The organism is Streptomyces sp. NPDC001020, from assembly GCF_053599115.1.
The window spans coordinates 1-17,212 of the sequence record NZ_JBSFLQ010000038.1; the positions used below are offsets into that span (position 1 = coordinate 1).

Here is a 17,212-nt window from a genome sequence, read left to right on the forward strand (position 1 = left end):
GGGATCAACTCCCGGCACGTCTCCCACACATCCGGCCCGACCGTCTCCCCGGCCCATTCCCCCATCACCACACCAAAGAGTCTGGCCCCGCCGCTAACGCGGCGGGGCCAGAACCCCAAGATTTTCATGAGTCTTCTAGGGCGTGTTTCGAAAGTCCCGTCTGCCCCGCGACGCCTGGCACGGCACCCGAGCCCAGGCAATGGACGGACGATGACCCGATCACCGAAGCGGAAGGACGAGGAGACCTGGTCCAAGCGCTCACAGCCCTCGCGCCGGATCTCGCCGACGTTGTCGACATGGACGTGGGTGACGTCGTCGAAACACCGGATCAACTCGACCTCATGACTGACGAGTTGATGGCTCGTGGCCACGCGCCCCACGGTCTCGATCTTCACCTGGTCTCCGGGTCCCGGTGGGCATAGGGTGCCACGTTGTGAAAAGTGACATACCTCTTGAGCGGCTGCTCACCATGGTCAGCACCGCCGGGTACGGCGAGGCCGCCGCTTCCCTTGCCGACCAGTACGAGAGTGTTTCGTTCGACGAGGTGCACCGGGAGGTACTTCATCTTTTCCCGGCGCAGCCCAGTTCGGTCCTGGACGTCGGAGCGGGCAGCGGGCGTGACGCGGCGGCCCTGGCCGCACGGGGGCACCGGGTCGTTGCGGCGGAGCCCACCCCCGAACTCCGCAGGCTGGGCGAGCGCATTCATGCCGGCCAGGACGTCGAGTGGGTCGACGACGCTCTCCCTGACCTGCCGATCCTGAGCAGTCAAGAGCGCCGCTTCGACCTGATCCTGCTGACCGCGGTCTGGATGCACCTGGACGAACAGGAGCGGACGGCGGCCATGGCCAACCTGGTCAGCCTGCTCGGTGACGCAGGCAAGATCGTCCTCTCACTGCGCCATGGTCCTGTCCCCGCCGGGCGCCGTATGTTCCCCGTCTCCGCGCAGGAGACGGTCGAACTCGCTCAGCGGCGCGCGCTGGAGGTCGTGCACCTCGCCCACCGCGAAGACCCGCACGGCCGCCCGGGTGTCTCCTGGACCTATCTGGTCCTGCGGCACGCCATCGAGGCATAGCGGGCCCGCACTGACTGCCTGCGGTTCGACTGCCAGGCGCAGTCCCAGCCCGACCAGGACTGCGCCGGAGATCTGCTCCATCCGGCGTTGGATCGACCGCCGCTGAAGCAGACCACGCATCCGCCCAGCCAGCCAGACCAGCGGCAGACAGCCGGTGCCGAAGTACAGGTCGGTGGACGGTCGAACGGCTCGCCGCAGTACGGCTTGAGGCCGAACGCCCGCCGGACGGCACACGGGCCGGTCCCGAGGGACCGGCCCGTGCTGTTGTGTCACCGGAGCTGGATCACGAGCTCTTCTTCAGCGTGAAGTTGCCCGTGACAGTGCCCCCCTTCGTGAGCTTCACCGTCTTGGTCACCGGCTGGTAGCCGTCCTTGGACACGATCACGGTGACCGGGTTGAGGCGGCTGTCGAACCACAGGGCGAAGGTGCCGTCCTTGGTCGTCCGCAGGGTGTAGCTCGTCGTCGAGGCGTTGATCTGGATGGTCGCCCCGGCCAGCGGCGTGGTGCCACCCTTGCCGTCGTCACCGAGCACGGTGCCGGCGTACTTGCCCCAGTCCTTCGGCGGGTTGACGTGCATCTTCACGCCGACGTTGGCACCCGAGTAGGGGGTGTCGGAGTCGACGGACAGCGCCGCGGTGTAGTCGCCGGGCTGCATGACCTCGTCGACCGAGGCGTCCAGACCAACGGTGATCGTCGTGCTCTCACCGGGCTGGAGCGTCACCTTGTCCTTGCTCAGGGACAGCCAGGAGACGTCCGAGGAATCGCCACCCTGCTCGTAGCCGGGCAGCAGCTCGACGGTGGTGACCGGCGGTACGCCGCTGCCGCCGGGGTTGCCACCGATCTTGTAGAAGCCGCTGGCACCACCCAAGCGGTAGGCGCTGGTGTTGGCGTTGGGCAGGGCGCTCCAGCTACCGGCGGCCGGGTCGAAGGCGAAGCCCTGGTTGGTGATGGCGGAGCTGTTGTTGGCCACACCACTGGAGATCAGCAGCTTGCCGTTGCCCACGGCGTAGGCCGAGCCCCACAGGTCGACGGGCATGTCGGCGACGGGCGACCAGCTGTCAGCGGCCGGGTCGTAGACGTAGGCGTGCTTGGTCGAAGCGGAGCCGGTGCTGCCACCGGCGCAGTAGAGCTTGCCGCCGATGCCGCCACAGGACTGCCAGGCGATCGTCTCCGGGTAGGAGGCAATCGTGGACCAGCTGTCGGACGACGGGTCATAGACCGTGGCGTCCTTGGTGCCACAGGTGCTGGTGCAGCCGCCGACGACGTACAGCTTGCCGCCGAGCACCGCGCTACCCGAACCGGCGTACGGCTTGGGCGAGGACGCCTTGGTGGACCAGCTGTTCGAGGCCGGGTCGTAGACCTCCATCTTGGCGTCGGGGGAGCCGTCGGCACCCCAGCCGCCGACCACGTACAGCTTGCCGCCGATGAAGCCGTGGGCCGGGTTGCCCTCGCGGGTGTCGGCCGCGGAGGCCAGCTTGGTCCAGGTGCCCGCTGCAGGGTCGAGCGAGTACAGCGTGTTGGTGTCCGCGCTGCCGGTGTAGCCGAAGCCGGAGTAGATCTTGCCGTTGTAGACGGCACCGATGTTGTCCTGCACCGCGCCCGGCAGGTTGGGCACCGGCTGCCAGGCGTCACCCGCCGCGTTGGCGACCGGAGCCGCGTCCGAGGCCTTGCCCTTGCTGAGGGCCAGCGGGGAGTAGTCGCCCTTCACCAGGTTGAGCGGCGCGCCGCCCGCGACCTGCTGGGTGAACCCGCCCGGCTGCTCACCGAGGGTGAGGCTGGCAGGCGCCCCGCCGGTGTTCTTCACCGTCAGGTTCTGGCTGCCCTTCGCGCCCCATTCGATGGTCTTCTCCACCGAGTTGGGCGTGAACGACAGCTTACCGGCCTTCAGGCTGAAGTCCGCCTTGTTCATGCTGTCCGCCGCCACGTCCAGCGTCTTGTCCACGTCGCCGTACTTCGACTTGGAAGCGGTGAACTTGTGGCTACCGGTCTTGGACGTGAACATCCAGTAGAAGCTGCCGCCGAGCGCCGGGTTGTCCGGGTTGGCCGCGGTGGTGGCCTTGTCCTGCGGGGAGTCGGTGTTGACGACAGTGGCGCCGACGACACCCTCGCCGGTGTTGGCGTCCTTGACCGCACCGGCCACCAGGCCACCGTTGACGGCCTCGAAGGTCTTCTTACCGACGAACACGTCGTCGAGCTGCCACCAGTAGCCGTAGCTGCCCGTGAAGTGGAACCGCAGCTGCACGTTGGGCTTCCCGGCGTACGCGGTCAGCGGCACCTCGACGTGAGCCGGGCCGGCCAGGACGGTGGTACGGGTCCAGACGTTGGACCACGTCGCGCCGCCATCGGTGGTGACGTCGATGCTGCCGGTCTGGTTGGAGTAGTTCTTGTAGTCCGTGTTGAAGTTCAGCTCAGGGCTGTCGTTATTACTGAAGTCGAAGACCGGGGTGATCAGCGAGCTGTCCTGCTTCTTGCCGCTGCCGATCTTGTCACTGTCGACGATGGCGAAGGCGCCGGAGCCACCGGTCTTGTTGCCCCGGTTACCGATGTCGGTGAAGGACCAGCCGCCGGTGGTGCCGTCGGCGTTGACCACGCTCCAGCCCTCGGGGGCATCGGTGGTGGAGTCGAAGTGCTCGGTCGGGCCGGACCGCTTGATCTGGTAACCGGGTGCCTTGGCCGACGTGGGGTCCGCCTTGGCCGCGACGTTCACGGTCTGCGCCGTGTCTGCGACGGCCACCTGCTTGGTGACGGTCTCGTAGCCGGGGTACACCGGGGCGAAGTTCAGGGTGTATTCCTCACCCTGCGGCAGGGTGACGCTGTACTCGCCGGTGTACGGGTCTGTGTAGACCGGGGCACCGGGCACGCCGACGGCGGTGATCTTCGCGTAGAGCGGCCAGCCGTGGCCGGAGCCGTCGGTCACCTTACCGGTGATGGTCTGCGAGGGCACCGCGTCAAGCGTGAAGTTGGTCGTGACGGTACCGTCCGCTTCGACGACGACGCCGCGAGTCTTCTTGGCCTTGTACCCGTAGGCGGTCACGGCCATGTCATAGGTGCCGGGCGGCACCTTCATGTCGTAGTGCCCCTGGGCGTCGGTGATCCCCTGGTAGTCACCGGCCACGACCATGGCGCCGGAGATCGCCTTACCTGAGCTGTTGGTGACGGCCCCGGAGATCTCACCATGTGAGCCGACGGCCTCTCCCACTCCTGAACGCGACGCCGCGGTAGCGGCGGTGTCCTGAGTGGCTGCCGCGGCGCTGGTCGCCTGGGTGGCCGGGAAACCCAGAACGGCGATGGCCGCTGCGGTCAACGCAGCCAACCGTGCAGAGTTCTTCCGCGCGGCAGGTCTGGAATGACTCGAAGTGCGCAATGTGTGACTCCCATGCTTCTGAGCTGGGGTCGACCCGTGCGCTGTTCTCGGTCGACAGTGGATGGATTCATCCACCGAGATAACTAATGCATCATGGGCATGTCCTCGACAAGAGGGCCGTATGGCGGATACATGACATGGCATAATCCCGCCAACTCCCATTGGAACTTCACAACGTGGTAGGCCGTACCCACAAACGGCGCAGGCCATTCACGGCCCTTTTGGTGCAAGAGGTGCCTTCCCCGCTCCGTTGCGCGACGGCGCTAGCGTGGCCGGGTCTGGGTAATGCGCCACAGGCGGCGGGGCAGTTCACCTTCCTCGAAGGCGTGGACCTCGTTCAGCTCCCAGCCGTCGGCGAGGGTGTCGACCAGGTCGCGGGCGAAGAAGTGCACAGAGAAACCGCCGCGCTCCCAGATGTCGTCGCCGTGGCCGATTCCGGCACCGTAATGGGCGTCGCCGGTGTGCCGCACCGTGTAAACGAAGACGCCACCGGGCCGCAGGACCCGGCGCACCTCGTCGACCAGAGCGTGGATCTCCTGGGTGGACAGCGCCATACAGAGCAGCATGTGTGCGAAGACCGCGTCCACGGAGGCGTCAGGCAGCGGCAACGGCTCGCGCACGTCGTGCACCAGCGTGGTGACCCGCTCCTGGATCCCGTGGGTGAGCGCGGCGTCCCGCAACTGCGCCAGGCCGATCTGGCTGAAATCGGCGGCCTGGACAGTGAAGCCCTCACGGGCGAAGTACAGGGTGTCACGGCCGTGCCCGGCGCCCAGTTCCAGGATGTCCACGGCTCCGGCCGAGCGGAAGACCTGGGCGGCGTGGACGGCCGGCGCGGAGGGAGCCTCCCCGTACATGCCGGGATGGGCGGCGTAGGTGTTCTGCCAGTGCCGCCACTGTCCCTCGGCCGGCTTTCCGTCGTCCAGGGCCATGATCGCTTCGCTCCCCTCGGGCTCTGCGATCAGCAAAGGGTCGATGGTGTCGCCGTCGCCGTCCGGTCTTCCACCGGGCGCCGGGTACTGCGGGACGGGCAGCACCATCCCGGTCCCTGTCCGGGGCCCGGCGGCGCAGGCCCAGCCCTTCTTGAAGTCAACTCTCAGCAGATTCTGGGCAGTTGCTCTCCGATCGGCATATCGACCACCCGTGTGCCGCCCAGGCCGGTGCGGGCCACCACCATGCCCGGATGGTCCTCCACCGCCTCGCCGATGATCCTGGCCTGCGCACCCAGCGGATGTACCCGCATCGCGTCCAGGACGGCGTCGGCGTGCCCGCGCGGGACGAACGCCACCAGTTTTCCCTCGTTGGCGACGTACATGGGGTCCAGACCCAGCACGGCACAGGCGTTGGCGACGGCCGGCGGGACGGGAACCTCGCGCTCCCTGATGACGACCCCGGTGCCCGAGGTGGCGGCGATCTCGTTCAGCGCGGCCGCGAGACCGCCCCGGGTGGGATCGCGCAGCACGTGCAGATCCGGGGTGACCGCGAGCATGGTGTCCACAAGTCCGCCTAGGGCCGCGCAGTCGCTCTCGATCTCCACGCCGAATTCCAGGCCCTCCCGGACGCTCATGATCGCCACTCCGTGCACGCCGATGGCGCCGCTGACGATGACGACGTCACCGGGGACGACCCGCTGCGGCCGCAGGTCGACGCCCGCCGGGATGAGCCCGATACCGGCGGTGTTGATGAAGACGCCGTCGCCGTGGCCGGCCTCCACCACCTTCGTGTCACCCGTCGCCACCTCGACGCCCGCTGCCCGCGCGGCCACGCCGAGTGCGTCGGCGACGCGGGTGACCGTCTCCAGTTCGACGCCTTCCTCGAGAATGAATCCGCAGGAGAGGTAGGACGCCCTGGCACCGCTCATGGCGAGGTCGTTGACGGTGCCGTTGACGGCGAGATCGCCGATGCTGCCACCAGGGAAGAACAGCGGCCGTACCACGAAGGAGTCGGTGGAGAAAGCCAATCGGACACCGCCGAGCGACAGGTGCGCGGCATCACCCAGCTGCGCGAGCGTGTCACCCCCGAACGCGGGCGCGAAGACGTCCCGGACCAGTTCCGCGGACAGCGCCCCGCCCCCGCCGTGGCCGATGACGATGCGGGACTGGTCGCGCAGCGGAGCCGGACAGGTCCAGGCCGCCGGATCCAGTGACTCAGTGGTCAGCTCGGAGGTCTCAGACAACGGGGCTCGCCTCCCGGGGCGCGGGGCTGGTCTCCAGACGCCGGTAGAGGTAGTACGCGGCGCAGGCGCCCTCGCTGGAGACCATCGTGGCTCCGAGCGGGGTGCGGGGTGTGCAGAGGGTGCCGAACGCCTCGCACTCGCGCGGCTTGATCAGGCCCTGGAGCACCTCGCCGCTGCGGCACGCGGCCGGTTCACTGGTCTTGATGCCGTCGACGCGGAAGCGGTACTCGGCGTCGTAGTCGCGGTACTTGGCGGACAACCGCCAGCCGCTGTCCGGGATCACGCCGATGCCTCGCCAGGAACGGTCGGTGACTTCGAAGACGTCCTCCAGCATGGCCTTGGCGGCCCGGTTCCCCTCGGGTCGCACGGCCCGGGGGTAGGCGTTGTCGACGGTGTGCTCACCGCGTTCCAGCTGGGCCACGGTCCGGCGTACGCCTTCCAGGATGTCGAGAGGCTCGAAACCCGTCACGACGATCGGAACACGGAACCGCTCCGCCAGCTCCGGGTACTCCTCCACACCCATCACACTGCACACGTGGCCCGCCGCCAGGAAGCCCTGGACCCGACAGTCAGGCGAGCGCATGATCGCCTCGATGGCGGGTGGCACCCGTACATGGGACACCAGCAGACTGAAGTTCTCGACGCCCAGTTTTCGGGCCTGATACACCGTCATCGCGTTGGGCGGCGCCGTCGTCTCGAAGCCGATGCCGAAGAACACCACCTGCCGGTCGGGGTTCTGCTGCGCGACCCTCAGTGCGTCCAGCGGCGAGTAGACCACCCGTACGTCTCCGCCCTCGCCGCGTACCTGGAACAGGTCCCGTCCCGTGCCGGGGACGCGGAGCATGTCGCCGAAGGAACAGAAGATCACCTCCGGACGGGAGGCGATCTCCAGTGCCTTGTCGATGACCTCCAGGGGGGTCACGCACACGGGACAGCCGGGCCCGTGGATCAGTTCCACCTTCTCCGGCAGCAGTTGGTCGATGCCGTGGCGGATGATGGTGTGCGTCTGTCCGCCACAGACCTCCATCAGGGCCCAGGGCCGGGTCACCGTGGCGTGGATGTCGTCGAGGAGCCGGCGCGCCAGATCCGGGTCCTGGAACTCGTCGATGTACTTCACTTGCGTCCCTCCTCGGCTGCGGGCGGGAGTGCTTCCCCCGCTTCCGCGGCCATCTCCCAGGGGTCGCCGAACTCCTCCTGCAGCATCCCGAGGTTCTCGAACAGTTCGAGTGTCTGCCTCGCCGACTCCTCGTCCAGGCGCTGCAGGGCGAATCCGACGTGGACGATGGCGTACTCGCCGACCTGCAAGTCGGGCAGGTACTCCAGGCACACCTCCTTGACCACACCGCCGAAGTCGACGGTGGCCATCCGGGTGCCGTCACGTTCCTCGATCTCCAGCACTCTGCCGGGTACCGCCAGGCACATGGGCCTCTCCTCGCTGTGGGTGGTGCGCCGCCCGGCACCGCCGGGACGGGTGGTCGGTCAGGGACTTTCGCTGCGCTCCTCCACTCGGGCGGCCACCATGAGCTGGCCGAGGGCCAGACCGCCGTCGCCCGGCGGCACCAGGTGATGGCGCAGCACGGTGAAGCCGTCCGCGCGGAGAGCCTCGGCGCAGGCCGAGGAGAGCAGGGAGTTGAGGAAGACCCCGCCGGTCAGGGCGACGGTGTCCACTCCGTGCCGCTCGCGCGCCCGTAGGCAGAGGTGGTGGACGAGGCCGGTGACGGCCCGGTGGAAGCGGGCCGCGACCACGGCGGGTGGGGTTCCCGCGCACAGGTCGTCGACGACCGCCGCGAGCACCGGTGCCGGATCCGCCCGGACCGGACCGCCACCCGGCCGTGCGGGGAGCATGGCGAAGGCGTAGGCCGTGGTGTCGTCGGCCGGTGCACGCAGCGCGGCGGCCTCCAGTTCGACGGCGGCCTGGGCCTCGTATCCGGCCCGCTGGCACACTCCTGCCACGGACGACACGGCGTCGAAGAGCCGCCCCATGCTGGAGGTGGGGACGCAGTTCAGGTTGCGTTCCAACTGCCTTGTCAACACACGGAGTTCATCGGTCGGGCAGGCGGTCGTACAGGCGAGCCGGTCCGACCAGTCGAGGCCGGCCGCCCGAAGGTGCGCGAGCGCCATGCGGTACGGCCGGTGCACCGCGGCGTCGCCGCCGGGCAGTGGCACATACGCGAGATGCCCGAACCGGGTGAAGCCGTCGTAGTCGGCGAGCAGGACCTCCCCGCCCCACACCGCTCCGTCGTCCCCGTAGCCCGTGCCGTCGAAGGCGACGCCGATCACCGGCCGACTGCCGTCGAGCCCGTTCTCCGCCATCGCCGCGGCGACATGGGCGTGATGGTGCTGGACGCGGACGACGGGGCGGCCTGCCGCGTTGCGGTCGGCCCACCGGGCGGAGCGGTAGGCGGGATGCCGGTCGGCCGCCAGCACCATCGGCCGCACCGGGGTGATCGACTCCAGTTGTGCGGTGGCACGCTCGAAGGCCCGCTGAGTGGCGAGGTCGTCCATGTCGCCGATGTGGGCGGACAGCCAGGCCCGGCGGCCCTCGCCGAGACAGAAGACGTTCTTGAGGTCTCCGCCGACGGCAAGGGCCGGACGCACAGGTACCGGAAGGGGCACGGGCAGGGGCGCGTATCCGCGGGCCCGGCGCACGATAAGTGGCTCACCGTCGCATACGCGCACCACGGAGTCGTCGCACGGCACATGGATCGGCCGGTCGTGTGTGAGCCAGGCGTCGGCCAGGTGAGCAAGCCGCGACAGTGCCTCCTCGTCGTCGGTGACGATGGGCTCGCCGGAGACGTTGCCGCTGGTCATGACGAGCAGCCGGGGGCCCGCGGTGTCACAGGGGAGGCCGAGAAGGAGATGGTGCACGGGGGTGTAGGGCAGCATGACGCCGAGGTCGGGACTGCCGGGGGCGACGGTCTCGGCGGGCTGTGGGGCTTCCGGCACGGGCGGGCTCCCGGTGTGGCGGCGCAGCAGCACGATGGGGCGCGTGACGCCCGTGAGCAGGCTCCGCTCCTTCGGGCAGAGCCGGACCAGGTGCTCGATGTCCTCGATGCCGGCGGCCATGACGGCGAACGGCTTGTCTCCTCTGGCCTTCCTGCGCCGCAGCAGGGTGACGGCGGCGGGATCGGTGGCGTCGCACGCCAGGTGATAGCCGCCGAGGCCCTTGATGGCCACGATCGCTCCGCCCGCCAGGAGCGCGCGGGCCTCGGCGACCGGATCCGCCGGGGGGGCGACCTGCCTCGGCGGGCCGCCGCCGTCGGGTCGCCCGAGGAGCAGGCGAAGCCGAGGGCCGCAGGACGGGCAGGCGACGGGCTGTGCGTGGAAGCGGCGGTCGGCCGGGTCGGTGTACTCGCGGGCGCAGTCGGGGCACATCGGGAAACCCGCCATGGTGGTGTGCACCCGGTCGTAGGGCAGGCCGGTGACGATCGTGAACCGCGGGCCGCAGTGCGTGCAGTTGACGAAGGGGTGGCGATGGCGCCGGTCCGCGGGGTCGGCCAGTTCGCCCAGGCACGCGGTGCAGGTGGCGGTGTCCGGAGGGATCAGCGTCCCGGCCGGGCCGTCCGTGCGGGAGGCGAGGATGGTGAACGTGGTGTCACCGGTGGCGGGCACCTCCTGGTACCGCACACAGTCCACTTGGGCGAGCGGTGGCGCGTCGACGGTGATCCGGTCGCAGAACCGGGCGACCGCCTCGGGGGCTCCTTCGACCTCGGCGATGACGCCTTCGGGCGTGTTCGTCACGTGTCCGCACAGACCCAGGGCGGTGGCGAGGGCGTGCAGGTAGGGCCGGAAACCGACGCCCTGCACCACACCCTGGACGGTGACCCGGCGGCGCAGTGACGCCGGGACGGCGACGGCCATCGAGGCCGGCGGGACGCTCACGAGCCGGACGGGGCCATGACGCCGGTGCCGTCCGCGGGGGCATGGGTGTGCTGGTGGGGCTGACGAGCCATGACGGGTGTGTGGACGGGGACGCCGTCCGCGGCGGCCAGCGCTCGGTCCAGCAGGGCGCCGGTCCCGAGGCCCCCGCGGGCCGAGGTCAGCAGCACCTCCACCCCGGGATTGACCCGCTCGACGTTCGCACGAAACGCCGCCTCGTCGAAGGCGACGGCCTCGGCGATGTCGGTCTTGGTGACCACGACCAGGTGGGCCAGGCCGAAGGCGGTGGGGTACTTGAGCGGCTTGTCCTCGCCCTCCGTCACGGAGGCGAGGACGACGCGCAGTGTCTCCCCGAGGTCGTACGACGCCGGACAGACGAGGTTGCCGACGTTCTCGACGAACAGCAGCCGGGTGGCGCCGGGCAGCCAGCCGTCCAGATGGCGGCCGAGCATGGCGGCCTCCAGATGGCACAGCCCGTCGGTGAGGATCTGCTTGACCGGGACGCCGGAACGCGCCAGACGCGCCGCGTCGTTCTCGGTGGCGAGGTCCGCCGTCAGCGCGGCGACCGGTACGGACCTCTCGCGTGCGAGCACGAGTTCGCTTTCCAGGAGGGCCGTCTTGCCGCTGCCGGGACTGGAGAGCAGATTGACGACGGTGGTGCCGCGAGCCGCCAGTTCCGCGCGCAGCGTGTGCGCGGCCTGGTCGTTCTTGGCGAGTACGGCCTGCTGCAGGTCGACCACACGGCACATGGTTCAGCGCTCCTCGGGGATCGGTTCGCGGATGGGTGCGTGCGTCGGGCCGTCCTCCCAGTGCACGCTGAGGATCTGCAGTTCACGACCCGTCAGCAGGTCGGCGGTGTCGGCGCCGCATCGCGGACAGCTCAGCAGGGGCGGCATGCCGACGGGCCATTCGTGCGCGCACGCGGCGCAGTGGGCCCGGCCCGGCACCGGGTCGGTGATCAGTTCGGCACCTTCCAGCACCGTCCCGACGCAGGCCAGTTCGAAGCAGAAGGACAGTGCGTCGGGGACGACGCCGGCCAACTCGCCCACCTGGAGCCGTACCGAACGCACCGCCGTGACGCCACCGGCCCGTTCGGCGGCCTCTTCCACCTGCCCGATCACGGCCAGTGCGATGGACATCTCGTGCATCGGTCTCCGTCCCGGCGAAGGCCGGGTGCCCCGGCCCCTGGGGCGGGCGTGCGTGCACGGCCCGCCGACGACCATTAGAGGTGTGGCACTACGGAGCGATGGACCGGCACGCCGTCGCCGTGCGGCCGCGTACGCCGTTCGCCGCAACGGCGCCGACGATGGTCTTCTCCTCACTGCGCGGCCCCACGGGTCACGGGTGTCGGCGCGGGCTCGACCGGCTCGTCGGCCCGCAGCATCCCCTCGATCAGCCGGACGGCCTCCGGAACGGCGGCGGACACCGGCGGACTGAGACCGACGCCCTCTTCCAGCGACGCCGGTTCGCATCCCACCACGAGAACGCGCCGCGGCGGCTGTCCCCCGGTGCCGGCGCAGAGCGTACCCAGCAGGGCGAGTACGGCGTCGGGGGTCATCCGGTGGCCGTCGAGCGGGGCGCCCTGTGCCTCGTCCCCGGCGGCGATGTCATGTTCGATCACGTAGAGGGTGCCGGGGTCTTCGCCGCGCGTGGTGGCGTCCACCAGGATCAGGGTGTCGTAGCCGTCGAGGAGTCGGTACGCGAGGTGCACTCCCCCGACTCCGATGTCCGCGACCTCGACGTGTTCGGGCAGACGGCGCCCGGCCAGAGCACGCGCGGTCTCCACGCCGAAGCCGTCGTCGCCGAGGAAGATGTTGCCGATGCCGGCGACGAGGACGCCGCTGCTGCTGGTGGGTGGGCTCATGCGTTGTCCTCCAGGGTTGGGACTTCGTCGGGCCGGAAGCGAATGAAGAGCGGCCTGCTCACAGCGGATGCCGGCGATCCGGCCGCGGCGAGAGGGCATCGCGGTCCGTTCCCGTGACGGCGACCGTGGGCGGGTCCGGCTCCGCCGCCTTGCGCACGCGCGGCGCGAAGCAGAGGTGCGGGGGCGTGCGGGACGGTTTCTCCTTGCGTACGAACGCGCGGCGCAGTGCGTGGTAAGGGGCGTCGGGGTCGAAGAAGGTCCGGTGCATCCTGGCCAGCTCCCGCTCCCGGAAGGCGGACAGGGGCTCCCTGCTCTCCTGACGCTCCAGTTGCGCCTTCTTCGCCGCGATCCGCGACCGCGTTCCCGCCAGCGACGCCAGCCGGGCCGCCAGCCGACCGGTCTCGGCGGCGAAGTCCCGCGGCTCGCAGGCGACCACGCGGTCGACGAGCCCGATGCCGTGGGCGCTCACGGCGCTCACCGGCAGAGCCTCGCTCAGCAGCCGGCCGGCGGCCGCCGCACCCACCCGGCGCGGCAGGGTGTACGTCCAGTACTCCGAGCCGTACAGGCCCATCAGCCGGTAGTGCGGGTTCAGTACGCAGCCGGTGCGGCACCACACCTCGTCGGCCGCCAGAGCCAGCATCACGCCCCCCGCCGCGGCATTGCCCGCCAGTGCCGAGACCACCAGCCGGTCGGTGGTCCTCAGAACCGTCTCGACCAGGTCGTCGATGGCGTTGATGTTCGCCCAGGACTCCGCCGCGGGGTCCTCGGCGGCCTCGATGACGTTGAGGTGGATCCCGTTGGAGAAGAAGTCGCGCCCGCCGCCCAGCACCAACACCGAGGTGGGGCGCGCACACGCCTCCTGGTAGGCGTTCAGCAGGCGCCGGCACTGCGCGGTGCTCATCGCGCCGCCGGGGAAGGAGAACGAGAGGAAGCCGACACTCCCCTCTTCCCGGTAGCGGATGTCCGTCCAGGTGGGCCACGCCGCCTCCAGGGGCGCGGGCAGCTCGGGCAGCGGGGGCAGCCGGTCGCCGAGCGCCGGTACGGCGGGGAGCTTGAACGTGGGCGGCTGCCCCCGCCCGCGCCGGCGCCTGAGCTCGGGGATCCAGACGGCGCCGTCCCGCGTCGCCCGGCAGATCGCTCCGGCCCGGGTGGCCAGCAGTTGCCCCGGGGCGCCGCGCAGTCCGTCCTCGGGGTGGCCACCGTGCAGGTACCACTCCTCGCCGAACAGCACGTCCAGCACGCCAGGTTGGGAGTCCCCCGCGCGCAGCTTGCGGACGACGGTCTGTGTCGAGTCGGCGTCCCAGTCGATCCGCCGGACGCGCTGGTCGAGGTAGGGACGGGTATGGGCAACGCTCTGCCGGAGCGGGGTGTGCATCCCGGAGGCGAAGCGCTCCACGGCCAGCATGACGGCCACGAGCGCCGCGTCGGCGATCTCGTTGCGGTACAGGTCGCTCTTGGACACCGGTGGGACCGGACAGGCGACGGACGCCCACACAACACCGGCGTCCATCTCCTCCTCGGCCTGGATGACCGTCGCCCCCCATTGCTCGACACCCTCCTGAATCGCCCAGTCGAGGGAGGATGGCCCCCGGTCCCCGACGGGACCGGGGTGGACGACGAAGCACGGGTACGCGGCCCACACCTCCCGGGGGATCGCCGTCTTCAGCATCGGCGCGATGACGAGGTCCGGGGCGTGCCGCCGTACGGCCTCGGTCCACGAACCGTCAGGCACGGGCACCAGTTCGACCGCCACGGTGTGGCCCCGGTCGCGCAGTTCGGCATGGACGCGCTGGCTGAGGCTGTTGAACGCGCTGGCCACGAGCAGGATGTGCACGGCGAGCTCCCGGCGGATTCCCGGCGGACGACGATGCGGGCCAGGGTCGGTCACCGAACTCCCGGGGTAGGCGTGAGTTCGACGACAGGACCTCAGGTACCCGGCCGCTGCGATCGTCAGCCACGCCCCTCCCCCGCGACCGCAGACAGGCTGCGGGGTCACCCGAAATGCGGGTGTCGGGCCGCCACTCGGCCCCGGGACGCTTTATGCCTGGAATGCCAGCCGTTCGCGTCGTACGGGATGCAGGAACCCGGCGCCGGAGGCCCAGCGCGCGGTCTCGGCCAGGGCGAGGTCGGCCAGGCGGCGCCACTCGTTGCCCTGGGATCCGGCCAGGTGGGGAGTGATGAGCACGTTGTCGCAGTCCCACAACGGGTGTGCGGGTGGCAGCACTTCGGGGTCGGTGACGTCGAGGACGGCCCGGATCCGGCCCGCACCGGCTGCCTCGGCGAGTGCGTCCTGGTCGACGACGGCGCCGCGCGAGGTGTTGATCAGTACGGCGCCGGGGCGCATGGACTCGATCAGGGAACGACTGACCAGACCGCGGGTCTCAGGCAGCAGCGGCGTGTGCACGCTGACGGTGTCGCCGAGCGCGAACAGCTCGTCCAACCCGACGCGGGTGACGCCGAGTCGGGCCGCGTCCGCGTCACTGACGTACGGGTCGTGGAGGAGTACGTCCATGTCGTGCGGGCGCAGCAGTTCGATGACCCGGCGGCCGGTGAGCGACGCGGACAGGATGCCCACGGTGCGGCGGTGGTTGCCGATGGTGCGGGGTGTGCGCAGCCAGTCGTCGCGGGTGCGGGACGCGCAGTAGTCGCGGGCGCGTTCCAGGACGTGCTTGCCGGTGAGCAGGATCATCCCGAGGGTGTACTCGGCGACCGGCACGGCGTTGGCAGAGGCGGCGGAGGACACCTCGATGCCACGCTCCCAGCAGGCGTCGGTGATGTGGCCGCGGACGCTGCCCGCGGTGTGCACCACCGCGCGCAGCCGGGGCGCCGCCCGAAGCGCGACCGCGTCCAGCGGGGGGCAGCCCCAGCCGGTGACCAGCAGGTCGACGTCGGCGAGGAGGGCCCGAGCCCGTGATGTGGTGAGGTCGTCGAGGACGGGCGGCGGGACGAGGTCACAGATCGCGGCGAGTGCGTCGAGCGACTCGGGGTCGAGGACGGCCCCGGCGGCCTCCGGGGACATGGCGAGGGCCGTACGGGGCCGGAAGCCGGGGCCCGGTGTCGAGGGGGTCATCGGCGCCCCAGGCCGACTGGCTCACGCATGAGGCCTCCCCGCCCTGGATGTTCGTTCGAACGATCTGGGCGCCATCATACGATCGGGAGGTCCGGGAGACATGGCCCGATGAGGTCAGGAAGGTCCGGTTCACGCCTTGCGTGCCGCTGGGGAGCCGCCGTGCGGAGCGGCCTCGTCCACGGTGTCGTCCCGGTCGAAATCGAGCCGGGCGTCGACATCCACCACGCCGTCGACGCCCGCGCACAGCCGGACGGTGACCGGGACCAGGCTCTTGCGTTCCACGCTACCGCTCAGGGTCACCCGGCCGTCGGTGACCTCGACGGTCAGCGCGGAGGGCGCGAGCCCGAGCGTACGGACGATGACGTCCTCGATGATCTCCTCCTGGATGGCACGGTCCCTGCGCAGGAAGAGCTGCACGAGGTCGCTGCGACTGATCACGCCGATCAGCCGGCCCTCGCCGTCCACCACGGGCAGTCGCTTGATCCTGCGCGCCTCCATCGTGCGTGCCGCGCGGACCACGCTCCATTCCGGCTCCGCGACCACGGCGGGACTCGTCATCAGGTCTCGGGCGGTGTTCCCGACGAAGGCGGAGGTCTGCTTGCGCAGCAGGTCGGCCTCAGACACCACGCCGACCGGCCGGCCGTCTTCGTCGACCACCGGCACGGCTGTGATGCCGTACTGGTCGAGGAGGCGTGCAATCTCCCTGAACGTCGCGCCCGGCAGCACGCTCACGGCGGTGGGCGTCATCAGGTCGGCCACGCTACGGTTCCTCATCACTCGCCGACTCCCTTCCCGCCGCTTCCGGGCCGGGGGAAGGCGCGTCCCGGCGTGTCTGCTGGGGCGGAGTCGCCCGGGCCCGGGGCAGCGGACCCGGGCGGGTGAGAGTCGCCCGGTCGAGAGCCGCCGGGCGCGGGATCACGCACTGTGCTTGACCTCGATGTGCTTGGCCTCGGTCTTCTCTGTCCCGAGCCCCACGGTGACGGTGAGCATGCCGTCACTGTAGTCGGCCTTGACATCGTTCTCGTCGGCACCGGCCGGCAGGGTGACACTGCGACTCATGGAGCCGTAGCGGATCTCGCTGTGGTTCTTCTCCACGTTCTGCTCGGTCCGCTCGGCCTCGACGGTCAGCACTCCGTCGCTGATCATGACGTCGATGTCCCCGGGTGAGACGCCCGGGAGTTCCGCCCGCATGACGTACCGGTCGTTCTCCATGTAGTCCTCGATCCGGACCGTGTACAGGTCACCCATCGTGGGCATCGCGAACCGCGCGGGGAAGGACTCGAACCACTCGGGCAGCTCCGGGAACGGGAACAACGGTCGGCGTGCGAGTGTGGCCATCGCCGTACCTCCTCGGGTGTGGTTGCGGCTGCTGACACCTCAAGTCCACCGCGCGCAGTTGCTCCTCGCTGAGGCCGAACAGCCCATTTTCGGGGACCCGAAAGTCCTTTCCATCCGGCATGGGCACATCCGATGCCCTCGAACCATTCGGCGGGAACGAGCGGCAGGCTCGCTCGTCTGGGCCGACAGGCCCGGGATGGGGACCAACGGCCCTTTTGCATCCAGTCGTGCCGGGCTTTTCATGAAATGACGGAAAGGGCCCATGAGAGCGCGAGAGAACGGCCTAGGGCCATGAGCGGCGGTCCTGCCGTGCGCCGCGTGATCGGAATCCCGTGGGACACGGGCGGGGCCCTTTCCGTCACCGCGTCGAGCAGGCGAGTACGACATGGACGTGCCCGGACCGGTGAGGAAGCGCCACCGGCGCGACCCGCCGGACGCGTATCCAGAGTCTT

Annotated in this window: 15 protein-coding genes; 1 reads left to right on the plus strand and 14 read right to left on the minus strand. The window is 70.1% G+C overall.

Annotated features, from left to right (window positions below; genetic code table 11):
- On the minus strand, positions 1–395 hold a 395-nt coding region (locus ACWDEX_RS29115), incomplete at its 3' end, for a hypothetical protein (RefSeq protein ID WP_450467262.1).
- 38 nt (positions 396–433) lie between these two features.
- Here ACWDEX_RS29115 and ACWDEX_RS29120 point away from each other — a divergent pair.
- The gene (locus ACWDEX_RS29120; protein ID WP_450467263.1) at positions 434–1,072 is read left to right on the plus strand and encodes a class I SAM-dependent methyltransferase; all 639 of its coding nucleotides are present in this window, start codon (positions 434–436) and stop codon (positions 1,070–1,072) included.
- Positions 1,073–1,355: 283 nt separating this feature from the next.
- On the opposite strand, the gene ACWDEX_RS29125 is transcribed toward ACWDEX_RS29120, so the two are convergent.
- The 13 genes from ACWDEX_RS29125 to ACWDEX_RS29185 form a co-directional block, all read right to left on the minus strand.
- Positions 1,356–4,376 carry a Kelch repeat-containing protein gene (locus ACWDEX_RS29125; protein ID WP_450467264.1) on the minus strand — a complete coding sequence of 1,007 codons (3,021 nt, stop codon included), beginning with the start codon at positions 4,374–4,376 and terminating at the stop codon, positions 1,356–1,358.
- Positions 4,377–4,699: 323 nt separating this feature from the next.
- Positions 4,700–5,473 (minus strand): class I SAM-dependent methyltransferase, encoded by a 774-nt coding sequence (locus tag ACWDEX_RS29130; protein WP_450467266.1) that lies wholly within the window; start codon positions 5,471–5,473, stop codon positions 4,700–4,702.
- Positions 5,474–5,529: 56 nt separating this feature from the next.
- A complete protein-coding gene (hypE, locus tag ACWDEX_RS29135) occupies positions 5,530–6,609 on the minus strand; it encodes a hydrogenase expression/formation protein HypE (RefSeq protein ID WP_450467267.1) in 1,080 nt (359 codons plus the stop codon).
- Positions 6,602–7,726, minus strand: a complete 1,125-nt coding sequence (gene hypD / locus ACWDEX_RS29140; protein ID WP_450467269.1) for a hydrogenase formation protein HypD — start codon at positions 7,724–7,726, stop codon at positions 6,602–6,604. Before hypD ends, hypE begins: the two co-directional genes overlap by 8 nt.
- Positions 7,723–8,031, minus strand: a complete 309-nt coding sequence (locus ACWDEX_RS29145) for a HypC/HybG/HupF family hydrogenase formation chaperone (RefSeq protein WP_450467271.1) — start codon at positions 8,029–8,031, stop codon at positions 7,723–7,725. Before ACWDEX_RS29145 ends, hypD begins: the two co-directional genes overlap by 4 nt.
- Positions 8,032–8,088: 57 nt before the next feature.
- Complete coding sequence (hypF, locus tag ACWDEX_RS29150) at positions 8,089–10,470, minus strand: carbamoyltransferase HypF (protein WP_450467382.1); 2,382 nt, start codon at positions 10,468–10,470, stop codon at positions 8,089–8,091.
- Positions 10,471–10,487: 17 nt separating this feature from the next.
- Entirely contained in the window at positions 10,488–11,237 is a 750-nt protein-coding gene (hypB, locus tag ACWDEX_RS29155) for a hydrogenase nickel incorporation protein HypB (RefSeq protein ID WP_450467273.1), read from the minus strand.
- A 3-nt stretch (positions 11,238–11,240) separates the two neighbouring features.
- Positions 11,241–11,636, minus strand: a complete 396-nt coding sequence (locus ACWDEX_RS29160; protein WP_450467274.1) for a hydrogenase maturation nickel metallochaperone HypA/HybF — start codon at positions 11,634–11,636, stop codon at positions 11,241–11,243.
- A gap of 170 nt (positions 11,637–11,806) precedes the next feature.
- Positions 11,807–12,352: a hydrogenase maturation protease gene (locus ACWDEX_RS29165; protein ID WP_450467275.1), complete on the minus strand. Its 546-nt coding sequence runs from the start codon at positions 12,350–12,352 to the stop codon at positions 11,807–11,809.
- Positions 12,353–12,410: 58 nt separating this feature from the next.
- Positions 12,411–14,186, minus strand: coding sequence for an enoyl-CoA hydratase-related protein (locus ACWDEX_RS29170; RefSeq protein WP_450467276.1), 1,776 nt, complete (start codon positions 14,184–14,186; stop codon positions 12,411–12,413).
- Between the two features lie 204 nt (positions 14,187–14,390).
- Positions 14,391–15,422: a hydroxyacid dehydrogenase gene (locus ACWDEX_RS29175; protein ID WP_450467277.1), complete on the minus strand. Its 1,032-nt coding sequence runs from the start codon at positions 15,420–15,422 to the stop codon at positions 14,391–14,393.
- Positions 15,423–15,551: 129 nt separating this feature from the next.
- Positions 15,552–16,196, minus strand: coding sequence for a CBS domain-containing protein (locus ACWDEX_RS29180; RefSeq protein WP_450467279.1), 645 nt, complete (start codon positions 16,194–16,196; stop codon positions 15,552–15,554).
- A 141-nt stretch (positions 16,197–16,337) separates the two neighbouring features.
- Entirely contained in the window at positions 16,338–16,760 is a 423-nt protein-coding gene (locus ACWDEX_RS29185; RefSeq protein ID WP_450467280.1) for an Hsp20/alpha crystallin family protein, read from the minus strand.
- Positions 16,761–17,212 lie beyond the last annotated feature (452 nt).

Coding starts and splice junctions, on each gene's coding strand:
- hypB (WP_450467273.1), bottom strand. CDS start 11,237: ATGTGCCGTGTGGTCGACCTGCAGCAGGCCGTACTCGCCAAGAACGAC.
- ACWDEX_RS29185 (WP_450467280.1), bottom strand. CDS start 16,760: ATGGCCACACTCGCACGCCGACCGTTGTTCCCGTTCCCGGAGCTGCCC.
- ACWDEX_RS29160 (WP_450467274.1), bottom strand. CDS start 11,636: ATGCACGAGATGTCCATCGCACTGGCCGTGATCGGGCAGGTGGAAGAG.
- ACWDEX_RS29180 (WP_450467279.1), bottom strand. CDS start 16,196: ATGAGGAACCGTAGCGTGGCCGACCTGATGACGCCCACCGCCGTGAGC.
- ACWDEX_RS29145 (WP_450467271.1), bottom strand. CDS start 8,031: ATGTGCCTGGCGGTACCCGGCAGAGTGCTGGAGATCGAGGAACGTGAC.
- ACWDEX_RS29130 (WP_450467266.1), bottom strand. CDS start 5,473: ATGGTGCTGCCCGTCCCGCAGTACCCGGCGCCCGGTGGAAGACCGGAC.
- ACWDEX_RS29165 (WP_450467275.1), bottom strand. CDS start 12,352: ATGAGCCCACCCACCAGCAGCAGCGGCGTCCTCGTCGCCGGCATCGGC.
- hypF (WP_450467382.1), bottom strand. CDS start 10,470: ATGGCCGTCGCCGTCCCGGCGTCACTGCGCCGCCGGGTCACCGTCCAG.
- ACWDEX_RS29175 (WP_450467277.1), bottom strand. CDS start 15,422: ATGACCCCCTCGACACCGGGCCCCGGCTTCCGGCCCCGTACGGCCCTC.